The following is a 24,557-nucleotide window of genomic DNA, read 5'->3' on the forward strand; positions in this document are numbered from 1 at the left end:
TCAGGCGTAGGCCCGTTCGGTATTTTTTGGGGTGACCTTGGCCAGGCCCGCTGCCGCCTGGTTGGCGTCCAGGGCAAGCCAAGCCTTGAGCAACTGCTGCAGGGCTGGGCTGTCGGCGACATCGCCAAACACATCCTGCCAACCGAGTGTTCGCTCGCCTTGTGCTTTCAGGCGTTTTTGCGCCCGGCTGAGCTCCTGACGCTGCTGGGTGCGCAAGGCGTTCAGTTGCTGCTGGCTGTCCTGGAACAGCGTGCGCAGTTGCAGCTCGGTCAGGCGTTCGAAGCGTAAGTCGGTCCGCCCTCGCAGGTTGTGGCGGAACTGGGTGTAGGTTAGTGCCGGGACCTGCTCGACCTCGGCTTGAATGGACTCAATCTGCAATCCCAGTTGCTTACGCTCCCTGTCGGTGAACAGCGCGCCCGTTTCTTTCTCCCGGGAGACGCTGGCGTACCAGCGCAGCAAGGTGGCCAATGCGGCATTGGCATAGCCGGGGTCATTGAAGTGTTCGCCCATCGACAGCACTTGCGTGGCGAAGGACTGGCGCGCGGGCATGTCGCCTTTGAGCTCGATGGCGCCGGCGAACTTCGCGCAGGTCAGCTCTTCGATGGCCGCGCAGCCGGGTTGCCAGAGCACCGGCGAGGCCGCGGTCAAGCCGGATTTGCGCGGCATGAAGTGCCGCTGTTCGCCATGGTGCTGGTAGGGATCGCCACGCAGGTTGAGCAGGCCGCCCAGTAGCAGGACGGTACCGATCATTGGGTTGCCGATACTGGCGATGAGCATGGCACTGCCGGGTAGCGCCATTTTCCATTCGGCGTCCATCCAGGTGGCCGGAACCGACGGGATTGGGTCGTTGTGGTTGACCAGCCGATGGTGGGGCAGGGACTGGGCGGCCTGAGCGAAGGTCCGATTGCCGGTGCGCGGGGATCCGTAGGTGTAGAGCTGGACATCTGGACTGTTGGGTAAGCGTTGCAGCCATTCGGCCAGCAGCAGAGCAATAGCCCCGCCCAAGCTATGCCCGCAAACAAGAATGGTTTGCCCCTTGCGGTAGAACGCTCTCATGTATCTCTCTACAAATGCCCTGGCGACCAAAAAGGCATCATGAAAGCCCCGATGGATCTTTCCCTGGCCGTCGGCATGGGACACTTGTCGTGCATCCGCATCGCGCAGAAAGTCGGCGAGTTCCTGGCTGCCACGCACCGAGATCAACAGCACCTTATCGTTGTGGGTGATAAAGGCCTGGGTTTCAGTCTTCTTATGATGAAGAAAGTGCACCTGTTCGGGATACTCCCACTGATCCTTGGCTTCCTTGGCATAACGATCAGGGTCGTAAGGCATCACCTCCAGACGTTTGGAGTAGGGCACCTCTTCACTTAGCAGATGGAACGGGCCGCTTTGTTTGAATTGGGTCGGTGGGATCAGGTGGCCGAGCTGGCTTTGCAGAACATTACCGATGCAGCCCCGCACGCTGTAGGGCGGTGGCGTCGGGGCTTCGTCGGGCTTGCGCTCCCGGTGAAACGATGCATAGCTGAGTACGGCCATCATCGAGAGGTGATAGGCGTTCAAGGCGCAGAAGGCTTTGTCACGTGAAAACAGCGGGCTCAATGCGCGCAGGGCTTTTACTTCCAGCACATTGTGCTGGTTAGCCATCAAGGCGATGCCGGGCTGGGCGTTGGAGTGGGTGCAGGCTTCCTTGAGATAGGGTGAGGGGCGCGAATCCAATGCGGTATCGGCCTCCGGCAGGTGGGCGGCTTCGCCGGGCTTGGCAAAGTCACGCACTTCCACTTGGAAAAAAGCGGCCTGTTCCTGTTCAGCGCGTTGCCGTGCTAGGTAAGTGCGGTCGTTTTTGCGCGGGCCGGAGGGGGATTGCTCTGCGGCGACCTGAAGGGCAGTCAAAGGAAGTGGGAAATGCTCACGTTCGACCAAATCCTCATACCATTTCTCTCCGGATTGATAGGGCATCGACAAGTCGAGTATCAAAGGGCCGAAATAGAAGTTCTCCAGGCGCGCGTAACCCTCATTGTCGAGCGTTCCCGAGTAGGCCATGCCCATGCGGTCGTGCAAGGTGTAATCAAGGCCAGCATAGGGTGATGCTTCACCCTGTTCGTCCACCAGGCGAAAGCTGCACCATGAACCTCGTTTTGGGCAGGTCTCTTTTAGTTTTGTCGTCATCTGTGACTACTCCGTGCAGCCGGGATAGACCGTGCAGGTCTGCCCGTCCATCTGGAAGGTCTTAAAGACAGGTGGTTGCTGGCAGCGGTCAGATTTTTCGGTGCCTAGGCAAGGTTTCCAACCTGCTTCTGATTTGATCCATCTGTTGCGCATCGTGGGTCGTTCTTCCGGATTGACCTCAATAACCAACTTAACCGTCTTACCGGCCAACTGGTCGTATTGCAGATGGGTACCCGTGGCTGCGCAGGTGAGAAGCTTCGATAGCTGAAGGTAAAGTTGGCTTTCCTGAAACAGCCAACTGCACTGAGCTGTTACGGCGCGAATGCCCTTTTCATCGAACCCTGGAGCGCCTGCCGGCAGTTGTTTGAAAATCCTGAAGCCACCATTGGCGTAGGTCTGTTGCCACTTTTGTTGGCCATGGCGAGCGTTGATATTCAAATCCAGGGCCGTCAGCCGCATCTTGCACAGGCCAACGCTGTAGGTCAGCGGCACCTTATGGGTAAAGGTTTGCGGTTGCGCCTGAATGGGTATGTTGTCGCTGGCGCCGTAGTAGCGAGGGCTCCACTCGCCCTGCAGGTTCTGGCGCTGGCAGACGCTACTTTCTGGATCGACCGGGTCATACGAGGGCATGATGTCCATACCGAATTCCGCCGGCAGCGTGCCCTCGAACGTGAAGCTGTCCAGGCCGTAGCGGCCGGTGGCTGAGACGGCACCTTCCTTGGCGGCGAGGGCGACCCAACTGCAGGCATTCAGGCTGAGCAGGGCAATGGCAAGGATGCCCAGGCGCAGGCATCTCAGAGGTCTTCTGTGTTCAGGCACAGCAGCCGAATCAGCGATTGGAGGGCGCATTCGCAACCTCCTTGGGCAGCACGCTGTTCGTCTGTTCAATCGCCGTTGGTGCAGGCAATTGGAAAGGCTCAAGCACGGCCCCCCGTTGCTCTTTCAGCACCCAGGCAAAGCCGGCGTAGAGCGTGGCGAGGCTGATCACAGTGAACAATGCTACCAACCACCACGGCACCAACCGTGTGTGTGTTCGATGCTCTCGAAGCAGGCCCTGCCATTGCGGCGATAGCTCATGCGGGGTATCGCCACGCAACTGACGAATGTGCCGATAGAGGTCGTCGCGGATCTCTTCCAGCTCCACGCTCCCGCCTGTCGTGTCCATCGCGTACTTGCCCTTGAACCCCAGCGACAGGCACAGGTACATCAGCTCAAGCATGTGCAGGTGCCGGGCCGGGTTCTTGATCACCCGCTCCACCAGCAGGAAGAATTTCTCACCGCCAGAGGTCTCGTTATGGAAGTGGCTGAGCAGGCTGCGATGCGGCCAGTCGCTGTGCTTGCCCCACTCAGTAGTCAGGACCGCTTCGTCAACCACGGTGCATAGCAGGTACCGGGCGGTCTGAACTTCGTAGTGTTCCACCCCGGCCAATCGGGTCCGGCGTTCGAACGCCTTGATGTCGTTGTTCAGGCGTTTATTGAGCTTGATGAGGTCTTTGCAGCGTTTGCGTTGCTTGAGCCTGACCACATCGGAAAGCAGATCCGCCGCTGCGGCCACCAAGGGATTGGGGCTGATGCTGAAGGTTTGGATGGCCTCCTTTCGTGCCGAATACACATAGTGCGATTCCAGCTCTTCATAGCGCGGCGGCTGCTCAAAGTCGGTCAATGGGCTCTGAGCGGGGGCCGTGCCATCCAGGTTGACGATCACGGTCTTGTTGTCCAGGCTGCCAAAAGTGTCGCGTTGCATGGTGATCAGCTCCTGATGGCCCAGAATTGCAGTTCAAGCGCGGTGAATTCACCCGACAGGTGAAGCGCGAAGCCACGGGAGTTCTCCAGGTCCGAGATGTCCTGGGTGGAGAGTTCGAGCTTGAAATACGATTTGTCCGTGTGGTACGGGATCTGCCTGGGTGCCACAGGCAGTGGGCTCAGCTTGATACCGGGCAGATGTAGATTGACCAGGTCGCGGATGCTGTTGACGGTGCCGATTTTCAGATGCTGGGGCAGGCGCTGGCGTAGTTCGCCCATCTCGCACTGGGCACTGGCGACCAGTACGAAGTAGCCGTTCTTGAGGAAGGACGAGTCTTCCATGCGCGCCACCTGCACGCCGTATTTGTGTTGCTCCAGCGACAGCTCGACGGCGTGCTGTTCCAGAACCAGCGACAGCACATGGCTGATTTCGTCCCGGAGCTTGAGGAAACACCCGAGCTGATCCTGGTGGTCATAGCCAGCGAGTACCGCCTCGGGCCTGCGTGCGCTGGAGAACGCGGAGAGATCTCCGACCAACGCTAGCAGGCTGCGATAGACCTGTTCGGGATGCAACTGGTCCATCGCCAGGTAGTGGCGTAGCAGCAGCTCCGAGCGGTTGATCAACTGCAGCATCATGAAGTCGCCCAGCTCGGCCCCCCCAATCTGGCCGGTGGAGCGCATCCGGTCAGCGATGGCTTCGCCGCGGCTGTTGAGCTGGTTGAGTACCTGCTCCACGCTCTCAATCAGGACTTTGCAGGCGTGAAAATGCAGATGGCTGGGCTGAAAGCCTGACTGCAGCATCACAGTTTTGTTGTTGTCCACGCCTTGGATGTGGCAGAGCTTAATTTTGACAAACGCGCTGTCACGGCGCTGCTCACCCAGCAGTAGCTGGAGATCCGGGCGGGCACAACTCATCATCTTGGTCGTATGCGCGCCGGCGTTCGAGTCGCTCACGTCGCAATCATGGCTGAGGTAGCGCGCCAGCGCGTCAGTCTGGGCGGGGTCGCGGGTCTCAACCTGGCTGCCACTGACTAGCGGAAGCCCCAGGTAGACGGGCACGTCATAGGTGTTTGACGGCACATCCAGTGTCAGTGCCTGATGGTCATGGGTCAGCTCGAAAAAGGTGCCATCCGGCATGACCCCTGAGGCGGCGCGAACCAGTACCTTGCTCTGTTTCAGGTAGCTGGTGTCCACTTCCAAATTGAAGAAGCCCCAGCTGTAGGGGCTAGTCAACTGGGTGCGCATGTTCAGCTGGTGCGCGTAGTAGCGGTCGTTCTGTTGGAAGTGTTGCGGGCGCAGCAACATGCCTTCTTTCCAGACAGTTTTATCCGTATTCATGATCTGCCCCCGGCGGCTGGCTTGGGATCGGCAGGCGGGCGTATGCCATGCTGATCGAGTATCAGGTGGGTATCCGGGTCGCTGAATACGTAGTTGCGGCAGCCATTGCTTATGCACGGCTGCAGAAGAAAAACGGGTGAAAAACAACGCATACCGATGCTCCTTATTGACTTTTTGGCAACAGATCCCCAACCCCATCTGGGTGAGGAGAGGTCACTTCTTCGGGGGGTAGCTCAGGCGTATGCCTGCTGTTCGTCAGTGGCTTGGGACACTTTTGCCAGGCGGGCTGCCGCCTGGTTGGTGTCTAGGGCTAGCCAGGTATTAAGCAACTGCTGCAGGGCCGGGCTGTCGGCGACATCGCCAAACACATCCTGCCAACCGAGTGTTCGCTCGCTTTGCGCTTTCAGGCGTTTTTGCGCCCGGCTCAGATCCTGGCGCTGCTGGGTGTGCAAGGCGTTGAGTTGTTGCTGGCTGTCCTGGAACAGGCTGCGCAGTTGCAGCTCGGTCAGGCGATCGAAGCGTAGGTCGGTTCGCCCTCGCAGGTTGTGGCGGAACTGGGTGTAGGTCAGCGTCGGGACTTGTTCGACCTCGGTCTGAATAGCCTCAATCTGCAAACCCAATTGCTTACGCTCCCTGCCGGTGAACAGCGCGCCCTTGTCTTTGTCCCGCGAGACGCTGGCGTACCAGCGCAGCAAGGTGGCCAATGCAGCATTGGCATAGCCGGGGTCATTGAAGTGTTCGCCCATCGACAGCATTTGCGTGGCGAAGGATTGGCGGGCGGGCATGTCGCCCTTGAGCTCAATGGCGCCGGCGAACTTCGCGCAGGTCAGTTCTTCGATGGCGGCGCAGCCGGGTTGCCAGAGCACCGACGAGGCGGCGCTCTGGCCGGCTTTGCGCGGCATGAAGTGCCGCTGTTCGCCATGGTGCTGGTAGGGATCGCCACGCAGGTTGAGCAGGCCGCCCAGTAGCAGGAAGGTACCGATCATGGGGTTGCCGATACTGGCGATGAGCATGGCACTGCCGGGTAGCGCCATTTTCCACTCGGCATCCATCCAGGTGGCCGGTACCGACGGGATTGGGTCGTTGTGGTTGACCAGTCGGTGATGCGGCAAGGATTGGGCGGCATTGGCGAAGGTCCGGTTGCCGGTGCGCGGGGATCCGTAGGTGTAGAGCTGGATATCGTCGGAGTACTTGCGTTGCAACCATTCGGCCAGTAGCAGAGCAATGGCGCCGCCCAAGCTATGCCCACAGACTAGGATGGTTTGGTTGCCTGTATAAAAGGCTTCCATATAGGTGTCGACGAATTTCCTGGCGACCAGGAAGGCATCATGAGATCCTCGATGGATCTTTCCTTGGCCGTCGACATGGGGCACTTGTCGGGCATCCCCGTCGCGCAAAAAGTCCGAAAACTCCTGGCTGCCACGCACCGAAATCAGCACCACCTTATCGTTGTGGGTGATAAAGGCTTGGGTCTCGGTATCTTTATCGTGCAAAAAATGCACCCCTTCAGGGTACTTCCAGTTGGCTTTAGCTTCCTTGGCATAGCGTTCGGGATCGTAAGGCACGATCTCCAGACGCTTGGAGTAAGGCACCTCTTCATTCAGCAGATAGAACGGGCCGCTTTGCTTAAACTGGGTCGGCGGGATCAGGTGGCCGAGTTGGCTTTGCAGAACGCTGCCGATGCAGCCCGGCACTTTGTAGGGCGGTGGAGTTGGGGCTTCGTCGGGCGTGCGCTCCCGATGAAATGGCGCATAGCTGAGTACGGCCATCATCGACAGGTGATAGGCGTTTAACGCACAGAAGGCTTTGTCACGGGAAAACAGCGGGCTCAATGCGCGCAGGGCTTTGACTTCCAGCACATTGTGCTTGTTGACCATCAAGGCTATGCCGGGCTGGGTGTTGGAGTGGGTGCAGGCTTCCTTGAGGTAAGGCGAGGGGCGCGGATTTAAGGTGGTATCGGCTTCCGGCAGGTGGGCGGCTTCGCCCGGCTTGGCAAAGTCACGCACTTCCACTTGGAAAAAGGCGGCTTGCTCTTTTTCGGCGCGTTCGAGTGCCTTGTAGGTGCGGCCATCGATGCGTGGGCCGGTGGGGGACTGTTCGGCGGCGACCTGGAGGGCGGTTAAAGGAAGTTTGAATTGTTGTCGAGTTTGAAGACGTCTGTACGAAGTATTGAGCCCCGTATACGGTGCACTCAGATCAAGTATCAGAGGGCCGCAGTAGAAGTTTTCCAGATAGCCGTAGCCTTCAGTATCGAGTGTCCCCGAGTAGGCCGTGCCCATGCGGTCATGCAGGGTGTAATCGAGGCTGGCATAAGGTGTCGCGTCGCCATGTTCATCAACCAGGCGAAAGCTGCACCAGAGGCCACGTTTGGGGCAGGTCTCTTTGAGTTTAAAAGTCATCCGTGATTACTCCGTGCAGCCGGGATAGACCGTGCAGGTCTGGCCGTTCATTTGAAAGGTTTGGAATGTGGGGGGGGGGCTGCACCAAATCCAGTCGTTACCTTCTGTCTTGCATGGCTTCCAGCCGTTTGGGAATTTGATCCAGGTGTCGTCGTAGTAGGGTTCTTCCTCAGGATTAACCTCAATCGCCAACTTCACCGTCTTGCCGGCCAACTGGTCGTATTGCAAATGGGTGCCCGTGGCATCGCAGGTGAGGAGCTTGCTGATTTCACCCAACCGGGATTTGGCTTTGCTCTGCTGGAACAACCAACTGCATTGAGCGGTTACAGCGCGAATGCCGTTTTCATCGAACCCAGGCGCGTCCGCCGGCAACTGGTTGAAAATCCTAAAGCCACCATTGGCATAGGTCTGTTGCCAATCTTGCTGGCCGTAACGCCCATTGACTTCCAGATCCACCGCCGTCAGTCGCATCTTGCACAGGCCAACGCTGTAGGTCAGCGGCAGCTTGCGTGTGAAGGTTTGTGGTTGAGCCTGTATCGGCACGGTGTCGCGGGTGCCGTAATAACGCGGGCTCCATTCGCCATACAGGTTCTGGCGCTGACAGACGCTGCTCTCTGGATCGACCGGGTCGTACGAGGGTTTGATGTCCATGCCGAACTCTGCCGGCAGCGAGCCCTCGAAGGTGAAACTGTCCAAGCCATAGCGGCCGGTGGCTGAGACGGCACCTTCCTTGGCCGCAAGGGCGACCCAACTGCAGGCGTTGAGGCTGAGTAGCGCAATGGTCAGTGGGATCAGGCGAAAGCTGCACCAGAGGCCACGTTTTGGGCAGGTTTCCTTAAGCTTAAAAGTCATCCGTGATTACTCCGTGCAGCCGGGATAGACCGTGCAAGTCTTCCCGTTCATTTGAAAGGTTTTGAACAGAGACGGTTGTTGGCAGCGGTCAGACTTTTCGGTGCCTAGGCAATCTTTCCAGGCAGTCTTATCCGTATTCATGGTCTGCCCTCGGCGGCTGGCTTGGGATCGGCGGGGGGGCGTATGCCGTGCTGGTCGAGTATCAGATGGGTTCGGTTGATCTCGGCGGGCTTCAGTGGGATCACATAGCGCCATTGGGTTTCTGGTAGATCGCGGTAGGCGGCGAGTACGCCCACGTAGTGGCTGGAGGGCTCCACACTCAACTTGAGCTCGACCTGTTTGCCGGGGCTCAACTCCAGTTCTTCGGTGTTCACCAGGTCGACGGCCAGGGCAGTCTTCGGGCGCTCATACAGGCTGAAGAAGTCGGCGTTCTCAAACGCCACCGGGTGTTTGAGCTCCATCAGCCGCAACACGATGGGCGAAGGGCGGTCATGGATATCTGGATTCACGTCCTCGCTGGCGGCAAGGGACAGTTCCAGTTTGGTCATGGAGGAATAGGGGGACAGGGCCGAGCACCCGCTCAGCAACAGCCCCAAAGCCATGCAGGCCAATGTTCTTAGGTAAGGCATTAAATCTCTCCTGTTGGCAGCTGCTCAAAGGTGTCGAGCAGGCGCTGCTGCTCGTTGTAGGCATGGGGGTAGCCTTCTCCCAAAGGGTGTTGCAGGAGTGCCTCGCGTTGGTCCTGATGCAGCCGGCAGTAGGTTTTCCATCGCCCTTCGGCAATGAACCAGCGGCGCGAGGCGGTGGGTTCGAAGTGCAAGGTCACATTGGCCGGCGATAGTTGTTCCACCGCATTACGCAATGCGGTGCGGCTGGCGGCATGCGTGGCCACTTGATGGCGTTGCAACGTGCGGCAGCTACGACCGACTTGCGCCAAACTGGCCGACAGCGGTGCATGCACCAGCTCCGCTACTGAGTCCAGGCGAACGTCAACGTCCGATTCAATCCGGGTGTCGTGTTTGAGCTCGGCGCAGGTACGCAGGCATCGCTGTAGCTCTGTGGTGCAACTGCGCAGCAGGTGGGCAGCATTGACCGCCAGTGTCTCGCGCTCATGATCAGAAAGATGGAGCAGGTCCATTCCCAGGGCGCTTCCGAATTCATTCCAGAAAGACGTCGAGGAGAGCGGGGCTGGAGATGCCATGGCCGTAGGCGCGGGTGCCAGGGTCGGTACCCGCACATGGGTGGCCTCCAGCTGAGTGTGATCATCGTGCTGGTCGACTTTCGGCGAAGTGTTGAGCACATCGCTCAGGTCATCATCACTGGCTTGATGTGCTACCCGGTCGAGCAATGTGATGGGGTCGGCATCGAGGTAGTCTTCCCGGATCACGCTGTCGGCGGGCAGTGGGCGCCCGGCGCCGAGGGTGAGCAGGTCCGAGGGTTGTACCAGGCGGACGCCGATCTCGAATTGGCTCAGCCGGTAAACGGCGCGATTGCGCAGGCGCAGCGGCCGGTCCTTGGTCAGGCGCTTGCCGGTATCCACCTCCCAGGTACCATTGCTGCTGGTATCGGTGAGGTAAAAGTCGCCGTCGTGAAAACTGATGCGTGCATGTTGGCCGGAGAGCTGTTTTGTCGGGTCGGGGATGCACCAGTGGCAGTCATCGTTGCGACCCGCCACGCCACCGGCTGAGGTGAAAACTTGGCTGCGGGAGTGCTCCGGCAGGGATGCCGGAGGATTGAGGATTTCCATGATCATTTGCATGTCGAGATCTCTGCCTCATTGACTGCGGTTGAGCGCGCGAGGATCACCGAGTGGGCGGTAATCCGGGTCGCTGAATACGTAGTTGCCGGTACAGCCGCTGATGCACAGCAGCAGAAGAAGAAAAACAGGTGAAAAACAACGCATTCGGGCGCTCCTTCATTGAATTTTGGCAACAGGTGCCCGCCCCATGCCGATGAGGAAAGTCACTGTTTGGGGTTAAATCAGGCGTAGGCCTGCTGTTCTTCGCTGGGGCTGGATACCTTGGCCAACGCGGCGGCTTTTTTGTTTTCAGGGCGATCAAGCCACTCGTCGATCAATTTGATGAGTTCATCGCTCTTTGGGATGTCACCGAAAACGTGTTGCCATTCGAGTCGATGTTCGTCCTGATTTTTCAGTCGTGCTTGTGCTCGGCTCAGACTTTTTGTCTGATCACTCTGAAGAGATTCAAGGCGCTGCTGACTTGTTCGGAAAAGTCCGCGCAGTTCCACTTCAGAGGTTTGCGAGAGCCGTGGATGGGGGCGGCTGCGAAGGTTGTGTCTAAAACGTTCGTAGCTAAGGTTGATAGGTTTTTCCATCTCTGCTCGTAGCGGCTTGATCTGCTTTTCGATCTGTTCGCGCTCGTCGGGGGTGAGCAACTTCCCCCCGCGGTGCTGAACGCTGGCATGCCAGCGCAGCAGGGTGGTCAACGCGTTGCGACTGTAGCCGCCGTCGCTGGAGTGCTCAGCGGCCGACAAGGCTTGCATGAGAAACGCCGCCCGTTTTGGCATATCGCCTTTGAGCTCGATATGGGCGGCGAACTCGGCGCACGTCTTCTGTTCGATGGCTGCGCACCTTGGTTGCCACAGCACCGAATTTTTACCTAGTTTGCGTGGCATGAAGTGCCACTGTTCGCCGTGATGCTCGTAGTTATCGTCCTTGAGGTTGAGCAAGCCGCCAAGGGTCAGCATCAGACCGATCCAGGGCGAGCCGATGGAGGCGATCAGCAGGGTGGTGCCGGGGAGTACCATCTTCCATTCGGCGTCCATCCAGGTGGAGGGCACCCCAGGTACCGGGTCATTGTGGTTAACGATGCGATGGTGGGTGAGGTCGGCGGCGGCTTTGACGAAGGATTGGTTGCCGGCGCGAGGGGCGCCGATGGTGTAGAGCATGACTTTGGGTTTGCTTGCACTCAGCCGTAGCCACTCCGCCAGCAACAAAGCAATGGCACCGCCGAGGCTGTGACCACAGACCATGATGGTCTGATTGCCGGTGTAGAACGCATCCATGTAGCGTTCGACAAATTTTCGAGTTACTTCGAAGGAATTGTAGAAACCACGATGGGCATTGCCTTTGCCCCCTTCGCCAGCAAGGTAGGGGACCTGCTTGGCATCCATGTCTCGCAGAGCATCTCTGAGACCTGCGGTACCTCTTACCGAGATCAGCATTACCTTATCGCTATGGGTGATGAAGGCTTGGTTGTCCGATTCATCGTGAAGAAAATGCACCTTCTCGGGGTATTCCCAACCTTCCTTAGCTTCCTTGGCATAGCGCACCGGATTGTAGGGGACCACTTCCAGGCGTTTGGAGTAAGGCACCTCTTCTGTGAGTAGGTGATAGGGCCCGCCGTCACTAAAGCGGGTTGGCCGTTCACAACGAGCCAACTGGCTCTGCAGCACAGCGCCGATGCAGCCCGCTTCTTTATAGGGAGGCGGAGTTGGATCTTCGTTATAGGCGCGGTCCTTGTGAAACGGGGCGTAGCTGAGCAGCGACATGATCGATAAATGGTAAGCGTTGAGTGCACAGAACCCTTTGTCATGTGAGAGCAATGGGTTGTAGGCGCGCAGGGCTTTGACTTCGAGCACATTGTGCTTGTTGGCCATCAAGGCGACGCCGGGTTGGGTGTTGGAGTGTGTGCAGGCTTCTTTCAGAAAAGGTGACGGGCATGATTGGAAAGTGGTATCTGCGTCTGGCAGGTGGGTGGCTTCGCCGGGCTTGGTAAAGTCACGCACTTCCACCTGGAAAAAGGCGGCCTGCTCTTTTTCAGCGCGTTCGCGTGCCTTGTAGGTGAGGCCATTGGTGCGTGGGCCGGTGGGAGACTGCTCGGCGGCGATCTGGAGGGCTGTTAGTGGCAGCTTGAAATGCTTACGGATTTGAAGCTCTTCATACCACGGGTCTACCCCACCTTGGTAAGGCATTGAAAGATCCAGCACCAGCGGACCGAAATAGAAATTTTCTACGCGGGCGTATCCCTCGCTATCAAGCGTGTCCGAGTAGGCCATGCCCATGCGGTCATGCAGAGTGTAATTAAGGCCGGCATAAGGTGTCCCTTCGCCATGTTCGTCCACCAGGCGAAAGCTGCACCACGAACCACGTTTAGGACAGGTTTCCTTGAATTTAGTAGTCATCCGTAATTACTCCGTGCAACCTGGATAGACCGTGCAGGTCTGCCCGTTCATTTGGAAAGTTTTAAAAACAGGTGGCTTCTGGCAGCGTTGCCAACCTTCTTTGGGCTGGCATGGCTTCCATCCCTCAGGGAACTTGATCCACGTGTCATCGCGATAAGGTTCTTCCTCCGGATTGACCGCAATGGCCAACTTCACCGTCTTGCCGGCCAACTGGTCGTATTGCAGATTGGCGCCAGCGCCTCTGCAGGTCAGCAGTTTGGTAAGTTCAAGATGTAATTTGCTTTCTTGGAACAGCCAGGTGCACAGGGCATCTACTTGACGAGTACCGTTCTTGTCGAAGCCTTGTTCATCATCGGTAACCTTCCTGTGGATATAGAAGATCGCGTCGGCATAGGTTTTTTGCCTTGGCCGTTCGCCGTAGCGCCCGTCAATCTCCATTTCAACCTTGCCTAACCGGAGCTTGCAGGTACCGATGTAATAGGTCAGTGGAATAGTGCGTGAGGTCGACTTCGCCTCGGTGTTGATCGGGATATCGAAACGCTTACCCAGCTCGCGCGCTTGCTGTTTGTTGTTGTGAAGGTTGGTGACCTGACAATTGAGCCCGTTTGTATCGACGGGACCATACCAACCGGTGACGCTGAGGCCGAAGTTATCAGGCAGGTCGGTCACCAGGGTGAAACTGTCCAGGCCACGACGTTCCGTCAGTAGCAGCGGGCCTTCTGTGGCGAAAACACCGACCCAACTGCACGCGGTCAGAGTGGTTGCCGCCAGGCCTAGCGTGAATAGGCGCAAGTGGCGAATGCGTATGGGGAGCCGGCACTTCCAGGAAAAGCGATTAATCATCCGTGATTACTCCGTGCAGCCGGGATAGACCGTGCAGGTCTGCCCGTTCATTTTGAAAGTTTGAAAGGTGGGAGGGGTTCTGCACCAAATCCAATCGTTATCTTCTGCCTTGCATGGCTTCCAGCCGTTTGGGAATTTGATCCAGGTGTCTTTGTAGTAAGGTCGCTCCTCCGGATTGACCTCAATGGCCAGCTTCACCGTCTTGCCGGCCAGTTGGTCGTATTGCAGGTTGGCGCCGGCGCCTTTGCAGGTCAGCAGCTTGCTGATTTCACCCAGACGGGATTTGGCCTTGCTCTGCTGGAACAGCCAGGTGCACTGGGCATCTACTTGCCGAGTGCTGTTGTTGTCGAAGTTTTGTTCATCTTCGGGAGTACGCTTGTGGATATAGAAAATTGCGTCGGCATAGGTTTTTTGCCAGGGTTGTTCGCCGTAACGCCCGTCAATCTCCATTTCAACCTTGCCCAACCGGAGCTTGCAGGCACCGACGTAATAGGTAAGCGGGATGGTGCGTGAGGTCGACTTCGCCTCGGGATTAATCGGGATATCGAAGCCCTTGCCCAGATTGCGCGCCTGCTGTTCGTTGTCGTAAAGATTGGTGACCTGACAATTGAGTCGGGTTTTGTCGACAGGGCCGTACCAACCGGTGATGCTGAGGCCGAAATTCTCAGGCAGGTCGGCCACCAGGGTGAAACTGTCCAGGCCACGACGTTCGGTCAATAAAAGCGGGCCCTCCGTGGCGAGAACTCCGACCCAACTGCAAGCGCTAAGGCTGAATGCCAGAAGGCTCAAACGACCCACAGAGATGAGGCTCCTCATGCCAGTGCTCCCTTGTTGGCCTGCAGGATGTCTTGCTGGGCTCTCACAAAATGAGCATCGGGAGTCTCTTCTGCGCGCGGAGCCCAGGCCGGGAGGTTGGCGAGGTCAGTGTTGAGTTGATGTTCCAGCAGGAAGTGAACCTGCTCCTGCCTGGACCAGTCCCAGCTATCAGCCTTGTCCAACTGAACCTGCAGCCAGGTCGCCAGGGACTCACGGGTTAGTAACTGCTGGGTTGCGTCCAGATGGTTTTCCCAGAGCCATGTTTCCAACGTGGCCTTCTGCGCTGCAGCAGATTGCTCAGCCGCAGGCGGTACTTGAAGCCACGGCGTATCGAAGGGCTCCGAGTAGGTACCTGGGGCGGGGTTGTCCACACTTATCCATTGTTTGCCGTCCCAGCACAGCGCGCTGCAAAGCGGCCCCAACAACAACGGGATCTGCTCGTTATCCAATGCCTGCAGGTGGCGCGAAATGACGCGATTGTCCTGGAAGCGATAGAACGCCCGTTGGTCCTCGTCATGGATGAGCATGCGGGCTTGCCAATGCGCAACCACCTCGTTCATGTCCAACTGCTCCGCACTGGCAACCCACCCCCAGTGGTGCTCAGGCGACCGCAGTAGCGCAGACAGGGCGGCCATGGTGCTGAAGTCGATGCGTACTAGCCATGGCCCCAGTGGCGCTAGGTTCTCAAACGGCGTGCCTTGATAAACCTTGACGTAATCACGTATCGGCGCGTGGGCAAACAGCGTCGGTATCGGGTTGGGCTCTGCCATCGGGTTGGCAATGACCAGCAACTGGCGCTGGCGGCGCCGTTGTTCACTCAGCCACTGACTGGTCAGGAGGGAGGGCGTGCTCATGCGGGTGGGCTCCTATGTGCGGCGTGTGTCAGGGAGATCAGGTTGGCGTGCATACGCCCTCCTGGCAGGCTTCACAGATCAAGCAGCGTTCGCTGCCCTGTTCCTGTGCGACTTGCATCAACTTGGCCTGTACTGGGGCCAGTGGCGGAGGTGGGGGGGCTAGCTCCAGGGGGGACAGCAGTTGAAGACCAGAACCTTCGCCAGCGCTGCCCCCGGCGTTGAGGCCGACCTTCTTGCCGTTGCACCAGACGCCGCTTGGGTCGATCTTCACAAAGCTGCCACCGGCTATCAGCGTCAGCTCTACGCCGGCTTCGATGACCACCTTGTCGCCGGCTTTGAAGTGCAGCTCATTACCCGCTTCAACAAACTGCCCGACACCCACCTTGATATGTTGGCTCTCGGCGATGTTGAGGTGATCGCTGGCTTTGATGGCGACCATGCGTTCGCCGTGGGTTGTGTGATGTTCTTGTGCTTTCAGCTCGGTATAGCAATTGGCGCCAACCGTGGTGCGCCGCACATTGCCGACGTATAGGGTATGGTCGTGCTTGACGATCTGGCGCCAGTCGCGCTCGGCATGCACGAGGATCTCTTCGCTTCCTTTCTTGTCCTCGATGCGCACTTCGTTGAAGCCACCACCGCCAGGGGTGCTGGAGGACTTGAACACCGACTGGGTTTTGTTCGCGGGCAGTGGGTAGGGCACCGGGTTGGTGGTGTTGGGCAGGCAGGCTGACACGTAGGGACGGTCGGGATCGCCTTCAAAAAAAGACACCTCGACCTCCATCCCGATACGCGGAATCACCACGCTGCCGTACTGGTTGCCGGCCCAGGCGCTGACCACGCGCAGCCAGCAGCTGCTGTGTTCGTCGGCCTGGCCGGTGCGCTGCCAGGGGAACTGCACTTTGACGCGACCAAATTCATCGCAGAACACTTCTTCACCGGCCGGGCCGGTGACGGTCGCCGACTGGCTGCCGTGGATCACATGGCGTTGATGCTTCAGCTCCGGCCGATAGGGGGTGTCCCAGGGCGTGGCGGTAAAGGTGTTGCGATAGCCCTGATGGAAGCCGTCCGGGTCCTTGCTGGTGTCGCTGGTCACCGACTCTTCCAGTACCTGCGGTTGACGGCCTTCATGGGTGAGGGCGGTCAGCAGCCATAGGTCATTCCAGGTAGTGCGCGGGTGGGCAGTGAGCGGTAGAAAGTGGCCGCTGACCAAGGCCGGCTGATCGCTTTTGCCCTCAGCCAGGCGGTAGTCGTGGCGATGCCGTTCCAGGGCGCGCTTGCTCAATTGGCTGCCACGGGCGTCATCGCGGAACTCGCCGGGGTAGTCGTAATCTTCCAGCGGCGGTGGGGCGCGTTCGCCCTCGGCCACCACCACCCGCTGCTCGGCACTCAGGCGTACGTGCGGTTGCTTGAAGTCGTAGTCGCGGCGGCTGACCTGGGCGGCGCGGGTTTCCACCCGTACACCGAAACGTGACACCACGCTATGCTGTGCTGCCATTCCCGCACCTGGCTGGTAGGCGGTCTCCGGCAGTTTGCGGAACACAGTCTGGTCATCGCCGAACACCAGCAGGTGCTGGGTGGAGCTGTGCTGGAAGTGGTAGCTCAGGCCTTCCTCGGCGCACAGGCGCTGCAGGAAGTTGAGGTCGGTCTCGTCGTACTGGGTGCAGTAGTCGCGCGGAGGATAGACCGTCGGGCCACACTGGAAGCGGTAGCTGTCGGCAAGGATGCCATGGCCTTCCAGCACGGCGGCGATGATCTTCGGCACGTTCATGTTCTGGAACATGCGCTGCTGGTGAGCGTGCGCCAGGTACGCCAGGCGTGGCACCAACACCAAGTGATAGTGGGTCAGGCGCCGCCCGGTTTCGCCCTGGGCCACGCTGTGGATCTGACCATGCACGCCGGCGCCCTGGACGTCGAAGGCGAGGAAGGCCGGTTGGTGCAGCAGGCCTTCCAGGTCGATATCGGCACGATCGCTGACCACTTCGATCTCGAAGCGATACGGCGTGTTGAGGGCCTCATTGCCCTTGAAGGCCAGCACTTTGAAGTCATTGGCTACATCGGGTAGTGACAGTGCGAGAGGGGATTGACTCATCCTGAGATACCTTTCGAGCGAAGCATCGGGTCATGGAAGTTGGGTTTGGCTGGTTTCTGTACCGGCCTGAAGTCCTGCTCGGCCGGCTTGATGTCCAAGCGCGCCAACCGGTTTAGGAACGTGCGGCGGGACACCTGCAACTCCCGCGCGGACTGGCTTTGGTTGCCCCCATTGCGACGCAGGCAGTCCAGCAGCAGCCCGCGTTCGAGCTGGTCGAGGCGTTGCTGAAGATTGGTGGGGGGCTTTACCTCTTGTTTTGCCTGGCGTGGATCGAGGTGGCAGGGCAGCAGTTCGCCACTGTCGCAAAGCAAGACTGCACGCTCGACCTGGGCCCTGAGCTGGCGCACATTGCCTGGGAAGCTCTCACTATCGAGCAGGGCCAGTGCTTCCGATGACCAGTGACAGGTGGGGCGCTGCAAGGTTGTGCAGAACGTGGCAGTGAAGTGTTCGGCGAGCGCCCGCACATCTGCCCCACGCTCTCGCAGTGGCGGCAGTTCAATAGGGAAGTAGGCCAGCCGATAGAACAGATCCCGGCGAAATTGCCCGGCTTCCACCAGCTCTTCCAGGTTGTGGTGGGTGGCGGCAATGATGCGTACATCCACTTTGTGGGTCTTGTTGCTGCCCAGCGGGCGTACTTCTCCCTCCTGCAATACACGCAACAATTTGCCCTGCAAGGCCAGTTGCATATCGCCGATTTCATCCAGGAACAAGGTGCCGCCATTGGCCGCATCGAACAGACCTGGGCGATGGCTATCGGCGCCAGTGAACGCGCCCCGCACGTAGCCGAACAGTTCACTTTCCAGCAGGTTCTCAGGAAGGGAGGCGCAGTTTTGTGCAACAAAACTCTTGCTGGCCCGTGCGCCGTTGTCATGAATGGCACGAGCGACCAGCTCTTTGCCGGTGCCCGTCTCTCCGGTGACCAATACGCTGACCGGATAGTCCAGCACCTTGCTGATCAGCTCACGAACACCCTGCATGCAGGGGCTATTGCCAAGTAGGCCGTAGTTGCTGGCAGGCCGATCAGAAATGCTGGCGTGTTTCGGCGCCATTGCCGGCGCTGGGTGCAGGTGGCGCAGCCGCCCCAGTTGAACGAGTACGAAATGCCCTAGATGGCAGAGCGAAGCAGAGGATGAATTCAGATCACGGGCGTGGCGATCGGCGACCAGCAGCAGGCCACGAAGGCCCTGTGAAACATCATGCAAGGGGATGCAGAGCAGGCAGCGCCAGCCCGGCTCACCGGCAGGTAAAAAGTCCGTCTGATACAGCCCGTTGCTCAGTAAAGGGATGTTCAAGGATTGCTGCTGATTCAGGCAGTACTGCAGCAACGCCTCGTTCATGTAGTTGCGCGGCTGGCTATCGGCAGCCTGGGCTTGCACCTGACCATCACACCATGCGGCAGCCAGGTTCAGCCCGGCGCCGGTGTCATCCAGTACGAAAAGGTAGCTCAGCGGGCATTGGGCCAACTGCGCCGCTGTGGTCACCAGCCCCTCCTGAAGCCGGGTGCCGTCCGTCAACTGAGCCAGCTCACCGAGGTGACGCAGTAGCGCCTCGGTGTCGGGCATCAGTTGGTCGATTGCAGGTTCAAGCGAACTCACAGGCAACCGCTCCCTGGGCATCAACGCTGGCGTGTACCTGCTGTATCGGTTGACCACCGGCCATGGCTGCGAGCAGGCGGTCCACGATCTGCGGTTGCAGGTGTTGATCAACCAAGGCGTCGATCAGGCGGGCGCCGCTGGCTCCATCGGTGCATTGCTGTGCGAGGTGCTCGATCAGGTGGTCGCTGTAGCTGAAACGCAGCTTGCGCGACGTCAGGCGTTCACCGAAGCGATTCAGTTTCAGTACGACCAGGGCGTGCAGCACGTCGCCCGCGATGGGGTAGTACGGCACAACACGCATACGCGCCAGCAGCGCCGGTTTGAAGTGCCGAACCAGGGTCGGTTGAATCAGTTGTTCCAGGTCTTGCGCGGTGGGCGGTTGACCGCTGGCGCATCGGGCGGTGATCTGCTCGCTGGCCAGGTTGGAGGTCATCAGGATCAGGGTATTGCGAAAGTTGATCTCGCGCCCTTCGCCATCGTTGGCTACGCCCTTGTCGAAGATTTGGTAAAACAGGTTGAGCACTTCGGGGTCGGCTTTCTCGACCTCATCCAGCAACAACACCGAATAGGGCTTTTGCCGAACGGCCTCAGTGAGCATGCCACCCTCGCCATAGCCGACATAACCGGGCGGTGAACCGATCAGGCGCGACACGGTGTGCTTTTCCTGGAACTCGGCCATGTTGATCGTGGTGAGGAAACGCTCGCCGCCATACAGCAGGTCAGCCATGGCCAGGGCGGTTTCCGTTTTGCCCACACCACTGGGGCCGACCAGCAGGAACACGCCGACCGGTGCGTCGCTGCGATTGAGGCCGGCGACGTTGGCCCGCATCGCTCTATCCAGCGCGTTGATCGCCTGCGGCTGGCCGAGCACGCGTTGGCCCAACGCGTGGCCGAATTCGGCCACGGCGCTGTTGTGCTCTCGTGCCAGATGGGAGAGGGGCACGCCGGTCCAGTGGCTGATGACCTCGGCCACCAAGCGCGGGCAAACCTCGTGGCTGACCAGGCGTTTGTGGCGCTGGCTGGTTGCTAGTGCCGACTGCGCTTCGAGCAGTTGTGCTTCAAGGTCTTCCAGCGCCGACGATGAGTGCACTTCGCTGGCGGGGGAGCGACGCAGCGCTGCGCATTGCTGGCGCAGATCCAGTAGCTTTTTTGCCGCCTCGCGCTGGGTCACCCATTCGGCTTCCAAGGCCGTCACTTCTGTGGCCGTGGCATCGAGCTGCTGATGCAGCTGGGCCAGTACTTGCGGGTCGGTTATCAGCCCGGCGTCATGGTCGCGTTGCAACGCTTCACGTTGGCGTTCTCCTTCGGCCAGTTCATTGCGCAGGCGCTCAAGCAGTGAGGGGGCTGCGGCGAGGCTGATGCGTACGCGGGCGCAGGCGGTGTCGAGGACATCGACCGCCTTATCGGGCAACTGCCGGCCGGACAGGTAACGTGCCGACAGTTCAGCGGCGGCCACGACCGCGTCATCGCGCAGGTAGACGCCGTGGCTCTGCTCATAGAACGGCGCAAGCCCACGCAGAATAGTCACCGCCTGCTGGACGGTGGGTTCATGTAACTGAACCGGTTGAAAGCGCCGCGCCAGGGCGGGGTCTTTTTCGAAGTACTTCTTGTATTCACTCCAGGTGGTCGCTGCGATGGTGCGCAGTTCTCCGCGTGCGAGCGCAGGTTTGAGCAAATTGGCGGCATCAGAGCCGCCAGCCTGGGCGCCAGCGCCGATCAGGGTATGGGCTTCGTCAATGAAGAGAATGATTGGCTTGGTAGCATTATTCACCTCCTCAATGACCCCTTGAAGGCGCCGCTCGAACTCGCCCTTGATACTTGCCCCGGCCTGCAATAACCCCAGGTCTAGCGTTAACAGGCGCATATGCCTGAGGGCTTCCGGCACCTCTTTGGCCGCAATGCGCAACGCCAACCCTTCGACGATGGCGGTCTTGCCCACGCCGGCTTCGCCGACCACGATGGGGTTGTTCTTGCGGCGGCGCGAGAGGATGTCGATCATCTGCCGAATCTCGTCATCCCGGCATAAGACCGGGTCCAGCTTGCCCTCAACTGCTTGTTGGGTGAGGTCGTGGGTAAAGCGTTGCAGAGCGGAGTCGGCGGCGACAGAAGTACCGGAGGCAGCGGGCGTCAGAGCGGGGGGCGTCGCCTTTGCGTATTCGCGAAGACGTGTCGCATTCAACCGCGCCAGGAGCGGTTGGTATTGGCTGCCGGCATACCGTTGAGGGTTGTGTAATAAGGCCAGCAGCAATGCCGCTTCACCAATGTAGGGTTGGCGCAGCTCCAGCGTGGCCAGCATCAGCGCATCCTGCAGCCATTGCACCAGTTCGGTGGAAAATACCGGGTTGCGGGATTCGCTCTGGCCGCTGGTGGCATGCAGCACCCGCTCCAACTCACCGGGCTCTATCGCAGCATCCTGCAGGGCGCGAACTAGCATGCCTTGCGGGCGTTCCAACAACCCCAGCAGCAGGTCCTCGATAAGAACTTTCTGGCCTCCGCGTCGTATGCAGCGCTCGGCACTGCGTTCCAGTTCAGCTTTGCAATCGGCATCCAATGCCTGGACCAGGTGCTGCAGATCAACGTTGATCATCGGAGTTGTCCTCTAGTGCGCTATTCAATGAAACGATGCCGTCGGCGTGTTCATGGCCCAACCAACTGGTCCAGCCCAGATGGCATTCGTTGTCTTCGCCAATGCGTTGTTCGTGGATTTCGTCGGGGCGCAGCTGCAACTGAATGTCGTAGCTCAAGGGGTCCCGTAAGGTGAATCGCACCAGGGCGCACAACGGGCGGTAGTCGTCGCCGATCGGCAGGTAGGCGTGCAGTTGGTCCCAGCGCAGTTGGCGGATGTGCACGCGGAATCGGCTGCCGCCATCGACGGTCTGTTCGCCCAGCACGGCCGTCTCGTTCAGTTGATGGTTGGCTCTTCCCAATGCGTTTTGTTGATCCAGGGGAATGGCGACCTGTCGCACCAGGCACTGCTCGATGAACAGGTCGGCATGCTTGAAGTAGTAGCGCAGCACTGACTCGATGAGCGCGGCGGAATGGGCACGCAGGCTGAGCAGCCCGAGGTAGGGAAGCAGGCGTTTCCAGTTCAGTTCCGAGGTTTGGCGGATGCGTTGGCCACCGAGCCCAATCAAGGCAAACAGCTGTTCCGACAGCGGGTCACGTGCGCCGGCGCGGAACCGGGCGTGGTAGCGGTACTTCTGCCAGATAGGCAGCAGCAGGCACTGCAAACGGTGGTTGATCAGGTTGAGGAAATCACGGGTGCAGCGGCCGCCATCACTGTCGGCCAACGCCTGTTCACTGTAAAAGGATGGCAGCGGCGATCCCGCCCCGAGCAGGCTGACCAGGTTGATCCGCAGCCGGGCACGTGTGACGCCTTTCTCGGTAAAAAACTGCACCTGATCAATGTCCCGGCCGGGGAAACCCATGCTGGCATTGGCCTGAAATTCCAGGCGCTCGTACAGTGCCTCATCGCTCAGGCCCGGGGCCGCTTTGGCGAGTTGAGTCAGCACCTGCTGTACACCCTGGAACAGGCTGTACTCGCGAATCGCATGGCTCAAGGGCGTTAGAGCAGGGGCTGTTGTCCCATGCGTGGCGTCCATACGTAGTCCTCTCCTTGCTTGCTGTGTACGTGCAGTTGATGGAAGGAGTTCAGGCTGGCGTACAGCGCGAAGAACTCATTAAGTACCGAGGCGAATAGGTACAGTTCCCCCTCGCTGCGGTAGCCACTTGTGTCAACGGTCAGGTGGGTACGCACGCCACGTATGGGCAGGCCGCGGTAGAGGCGATCGGTGTGTTGGTGGCGGATCTCGATCAGGCTGCTCATCAGTTGGCGGCTGATCTTCTCGGCGTGCTTGTCGTAGTAACGTGGCAAGTCATACGTTTCGAGAATGACCTTGAGGGCCTCGACGTTGGCCAAGGACAAATAGTTGAGCGACATGTTGCTGATCAGCTTCCAGAGGAAGTCACGGTGCAGCGGTGGGGCATAGCAGGGGGTGATCAGGCCAATGTTGCGAAAGCTCAGCGAAGAGGGCGTGCCCACACACGGCATGCAAATGGTGCCGTCACCCAACTGGCTGGGGAGGTTCTGATTAGTGCAGGTCAACTCGACCGAAATCGTCTCGCTCTGGCTGGCATCGCGCTGGCCGAAACTCAGGTAGGTGTCCAGGCGGCCAGCTACCATCGACGGCTCCTGGCGTACGCTGTAATGAGGCCGGGCCCCCGGACCATCGAAACTGGCATCGTGCTCGAAGGACTCAAACAACGCGTATTCGGTGTACCCCGCGTTGCCGGGCTTCCAGCCAATCACTTTGTCGACCGAAAACACACCGAAATGCTGAGGATCCTGCGTGCCGGGGAGCACGCGGTAACGGTCCTGTTTGCCATCAAGCCGGATTGGTGCGGCATCGTCGCTGAACAGGTTGACGATCGGTGTGCAGTACAACCGGATGTTGTCCACGGTAGGCTGCACCCGCTGGGCGCTGGCGCCAGTCAGGGTAAAACGCAGCTCTAGACCCTGGGCCTGCTCGATCACGTCCTTTGGGTGTGTCGCCAGAACATCCAGCCCTTCCAGGTCGATAAACAGAAACTTCTCAGGGAAGGTGAAATATTCCTGCAAATGCCGATATCCGCGGAAGGTGTTGAGCGGGTAGGGCACCAGCGCCTCGTTTTCGGCAAAGCCAACCGGTTTTACGTGCTCGCGTTGCAGGATGCTGTTGTAGGTATTGCCATTGCTGTCTTCGAGCGGTTGTCCCATCGCGCTCAACAGTCGCAACTGCACGCTGTCTAACTGTTGCAGTAGGCTCAGGTAAAGCTGTTGGCTGATGTAGCGTTCACCCGTCAGATGCAGGCGTAAGCGTTCAAGGTTCAACTCGCCCAAGTGACCGTCGGCGCACAGTGTCAGCCGCAGCGACAGCACTGCGCCTTCACTGGTGACCGTGTACTCCAATCCGCTCAGCGCCAGCGGCAAAACGTCGGTGTCAAAGGCTGTCTGGAAGCGGCATTGCACTCCCTGCAATGGTGTGGACTGCACTGGTGTATGGCGCGGCACTAGCTGCGCGGGGCCAGCGCGGGTCAGCGGGTCAAACTGCAGCATGCCGAACGCGGGCAGCGGGCGCATGTAGTTGGGCCACAGCAAATGCATCAGCGAATGCGTCAGTTCCGGCAGCTCGTCATCCAGCTTTTGCCGCAAGCGGCCGGTCAGGAAGGCGACGCCTTCAAGTAGCCGTTCGACATCGGGGTCACGTCCACTTTCTGCCAGGAACGGCGCCAACGCCGGGTTGCGCTCGGCAAAGCGTTTGCCGAGTTGGCGCAGGGCGGTGAGTTCACTTTGGTAGTGGTGGTTGAGTGACATCTGTACTTCCTGCCGTTCTAAGTCGTAGGGCAATCAAGTTGTAAGTTGGGATTAATTTGGTCGGCCTTTCACAGTGCTACACCAAGTTTCATAATTATTTTTATCAAAGTATGGGCACGTATTCGATTTTGAAACATAGATGTAAGGTATGTCGTCGTCGTGTGAAAAATAGTAGTAATTTTTTTTGTCTTTTCCGTATATCCAGTTGTTGGATGAGCCTTGGTCAATGATGTAGGGGTCAAAAAATAGGATCGATGATTCGGCGGGGATGAAATTGCTTCGGTCCGTTAAGAGCATGAATGTATTTGAGAATAGATTAGTGAATGTAATGAGCATTGATATTGCATAGAGCGTGAAAGCATAAAA

The 24,557-nt window shown here is 59.0% G+C and carries 17 protein-coding genes; all 17 read right to left on the reverse strand.

Annotation, left to right across the window (positions count from 1 at the left end):
* Positions 1–2,166: a lipase family protein gene (locus tag GIW79_RS13785; protein ID WP_236477377.1), complete on the reverse strand. Its 2,166-nt coding sequence runs from the start codon at positions 2,164–2,166 to the stop codon at positions 1–3.
* Between the two features lie 6 nt (positions 2,167–2,172).
* Positions 2,173–3,015, reverse strand: coding sequence for a hypothetical protein (locus tag GIW79_RS13790; protein ID WP_236453240.1), 843 nt, complete (start codon positions 3,013–3,015; stop codon positions 2,173–2,175).
* Positions 2,996–3,910, reverse strand: coding sequence for a type IVB secretion system protein IcmH/DotU (icmH, locus tag GIW79_RS13795; RefSeq protein WP_236453243.1), 915 nt, complete (start codon positions 3,908–3,910; stop codon positions 2,996–2,998). The genes GIW79_RS13790 and icmH overlap by 20 nt, the downstream gene beginning before the upstream one ends.
* Before the next feature lie 5 nt (positions 3,911–3,915).
* Positions 3,916–5,247: a type VI secretion system baseplate subunit TssK gene (tssK, locus tag GIW79_RS13800; protein ID WP_236453246.1), complete on the reverse strand. Its 1,332-nt coding sequence runs from the start codon at positions 5,245–5,247 to the stop codon at positions 3,916–3,918.
* 233 nt (positions 5,248–5,480) lie between these two features.
* Positions 5,481–7,646, reverse strand: coding sequence for a lipase family protein (locus tag GIW79_RS13805; protein WP_236453249.1), 2,166 nt, complete (start codon positions 7,644–7,646; stop codon positions 5,481–5,483).
* A gap of 6 nt (positions 7,647–7,652) precedes the next feature.
* Positions 7,653–8,498 carry a hypothetical protein gene (locus GIW79_RS13810; RefSeq protein WP_236453253.1) on the reverse strand — a complete coding sequence of 282 codons (846 nt, stop codon included), beginning with the start codon at positions 8,496–8,498 and terminating at the stop codon, positions 7,653–7,655.
* A gap of 137 nt (positions 8,499–8,635) precedes the next feature.
* Complete coding sequence (gene tssJ, locus GIW79_RS13815; RefSeq protein ID WP_236453256.1) at positions 8,636–9,127, reverse strand: type VI secretion system lipoprotein TssJ; 492 nt, start codon at positions 9,125–9,127, stop codon at positions 8,636–8,638.
* Complete coding sequence (gene tagH, locus GIW79_RS13820) at positions 9,127–10,257, reverse strand: type VI secretion system-associated FHA domain protein TagH (RefSeq protein ID WP_236453259.1); 1,131 nt, start codon at positions 10,255–10,257, stop codon at positions 9,127–9,129. The genes tssJ and tagH overlap by 1 nt, the downstream gene beginning before the upstream one ends.
* 221 nt (positions 10,258–10,478) lie before the next feature.
* Entirely contained in the window at positions 10,479–12,641 is a 2,163-nt protein-coding gene (locus GIW79_RS13830) for a lipase family protein (RefSeq protein WP_127881701.1), read from the reverse strand.
* Between the two features lie 6 nt (positions 12,642–12,647).
* Positions 12,648–13,484, reverse strand: a complete 837-nt coding sequence (locus GIW79_RS13835; protein WP_127881703.1) for a hypothetical protein — start codon at positions 13,482–13,484, stop codon at positions 12,648–12,650.
* A 6-nt stretch (positions 13,485–13,490) separates the two neighbouring features.
* Positions 13,491–14,201, reverse strand: a complete 711-nt coding sequence (locus tag GIW79_RS13840) for a hypothetical protein (protein ID WP_236453262.1) — start codon at positions 14,199–14,201, stop codon at positions 13,491–13,493.
* A gap of 95 nt (positions 14,202–14,296) precedes the next feature.
* On the reverse strand, positions 14,297–15,154 hold the full coding sequence (locus tag GIW79_RS13845; RefSeq protein WP_236453265.1) for a DUF4123 domain-containing protein: 858 nt from the start codon (positions 15,152–15,154) through the stop codon (positions 14,297–14,299).
* 37 nt (positions 15,155–15,191) lie between these two features.
* Positions 15,192–17,243: a type VI secretion system Vgr family protein gene (locus GIW79_RS13850; protein WP_236477378.1), complete on the reverse strand. Its 2,052-nt coding sequence runs from the start codon at positions 17,241–17,243 to the stop codon at positions 15,192–15,194.
* Entirely contained in the window at positions 17,240–18,805 is a 1,566-nt protein-coding gene (locus GIW79_RS13855) for a sigma 54-interacting transcriptional regulator (protein WP_268934339.1), read from the reverse strand. Before GIW79_RS13855 ends, GIW79_RS13850 begins: the two co-directional genes overlap by 4 nt.
* Positions 18,806–18,824: 19 nt before the next feature.
* Positions 18,825–21,425: a type VI secretion system ATPase TssH gene (tssH, locus tag GIW79_RS13860; RefSeq protein WP_236455109.1), complete on the reverse strand. Its 2,601-nt coding sequence runs from the start codon at positions 21,423–21,425 to the stop codon at positions 18,825–18,827.
* Complete coding sequence (gene tssG / locus GIW79_RS13865) at positions 21,412–22,440, reverse strand: type VI secretion system baseplate subunit TssG (protein ID WP_236455108.1); 1,029 nt, start codon at positions 22,438–22,440, stop codon at positions 21,412–21,414. Before tssG ends, tssH begins: the two co-directional genes overlap by 14 nt.
* On the reverse strand, positions 22,404–24,191 hold the full coding sequence (tssF, locus tag GIW79_RS13870; protein WP_127881715.1) for a type VI secretion system baseplate subunit TssF: 1,788 nt from the start codon (positions 24,189–24,191) through the stop codon (positions 22,404–22,406). The genes tssG and tssF overlap by 37 nt, the downstream gene beginning before the upstream one ends.
* Between the last annotated feature and the right edge of the window lie 366 nt (positions 24,192–24,557).

Origin of the sequence: Pseudomonas sp. PA-7-1E, assembly GCF_021605325.1 — a bacterium.
Taxonomy (GTDB): Bacteria; Pseudomonadota; Gammaproteobacteria; order Pseudomonadales; family Pseudomonadaceae; genus Aquipseudomonas; species Aquipseudomonas fluorescens_BV.

Coding starts and splice junctions, on each gene's coding strand:
- GIW79_RS13785 (WP_236477377.1), bottom strand. CDS start 2,166: ATGACGACAAAACTAAAAGAGACCTGCCCAAAACGAGGTTCATGGTGC.
- GIW79_RS13790 (WP_236453240.1), bottom strand. CDS start 3,015: ATGCGCCCTCCAATCGCTGATTCGGCTGCTGTGCCTGAACACAGAAGA.
- icmH (WP_236453243.1), bottom strand. CDS start 3,910: ATGCAACGCGACACTTTTGGCAGCCTGGACAACAAGACCGTGATCGTC.
- tssK (WP_236453246.1), bottom strand. CDS start 5,247: ATGAATACGGATAAAACTGTCTGGAAAGAAGGCATGTTGCTGCGCCCG.
- GIW79_RS13805 (WP_236453249.1), bottom strand. CDS start 7,646: ATGACTTTTAAACTCAAAGAGACCTGCCCCAAACGTGGCCTCTGGTGC.
- GIW79_RS13810 (WP_236453253.1), bottom strand. CDS start 8,498: ATGACTTTTAAGCTTAAGGAAACCTGCCCAAAACGTGGCCTCTGGTGC.
- tssJ (WP_236453256.1), bottom strand. CDS start 9,127: ATGCCTTACCTAAGAACATTGGCCTGCATGGCTTTGGGGCTGTTGCTG.
- tagH (WP_236453259.1), bottom strand. CDS start 10,257: ATGCAAATGATCATGGAAATCCTCAATCCTCCGGCATCCCTGCCGGAG.
- GIW79_RS13830 (WP_127881701.1), bottom strand. CDS start 12,641: ATGACTACTAAATTCAAGGAAACCTGTCCTAAACGTGGTTCGTGGTGC.
- GIW79_RS13835 (WP_127881703.1), bottom strand. CDS start 13,484: ATGATTAATCGCTTTTCCTGGAAGTGCCGGCTCCCCATACGCATTCGC.
- GIW79_RS13845 (WP_236453265.1), bottom strand. CDS start 15,154: ATGAGCACGCCCTCCCTCCTGACCAGTCAGTGGCTGAGTGAACAACGG.
- GIW79_RS13850 (WP_236477378.1), bottom strand. CDS start 17,243: ATGAGTCAATCCCCTCTCGCACTGTCACTACCCGATGTAGCCAATGAC.
- GIW79_RS13855 (WP_268934339.1), bottom strand. CDS start 18,805: ATGCCCGACACCGAGGCGCTACTGCGTCACCTCGGTGAGCTGGCTCAG.
- tssH (WP_236455109.1), bottom strand. CDS start 21,425: ATGATCAACGTTGATCTGCAGCACCTGGTCCAGGCATTGGATGCCGAT.
- tssG (WP_236455108.1), bottom strand. CDS start 22,440: ATGGACGCCACGCATGGGACAACAGCCCCTGCTCTAACGCCCTTGAGC.
- tssF (WP_127881715.1), bottom strand. CDS start 24,191: ATGTCACTCAACCACCACTACCAAAGTGAACTCACCGCCCTGCGCCAA.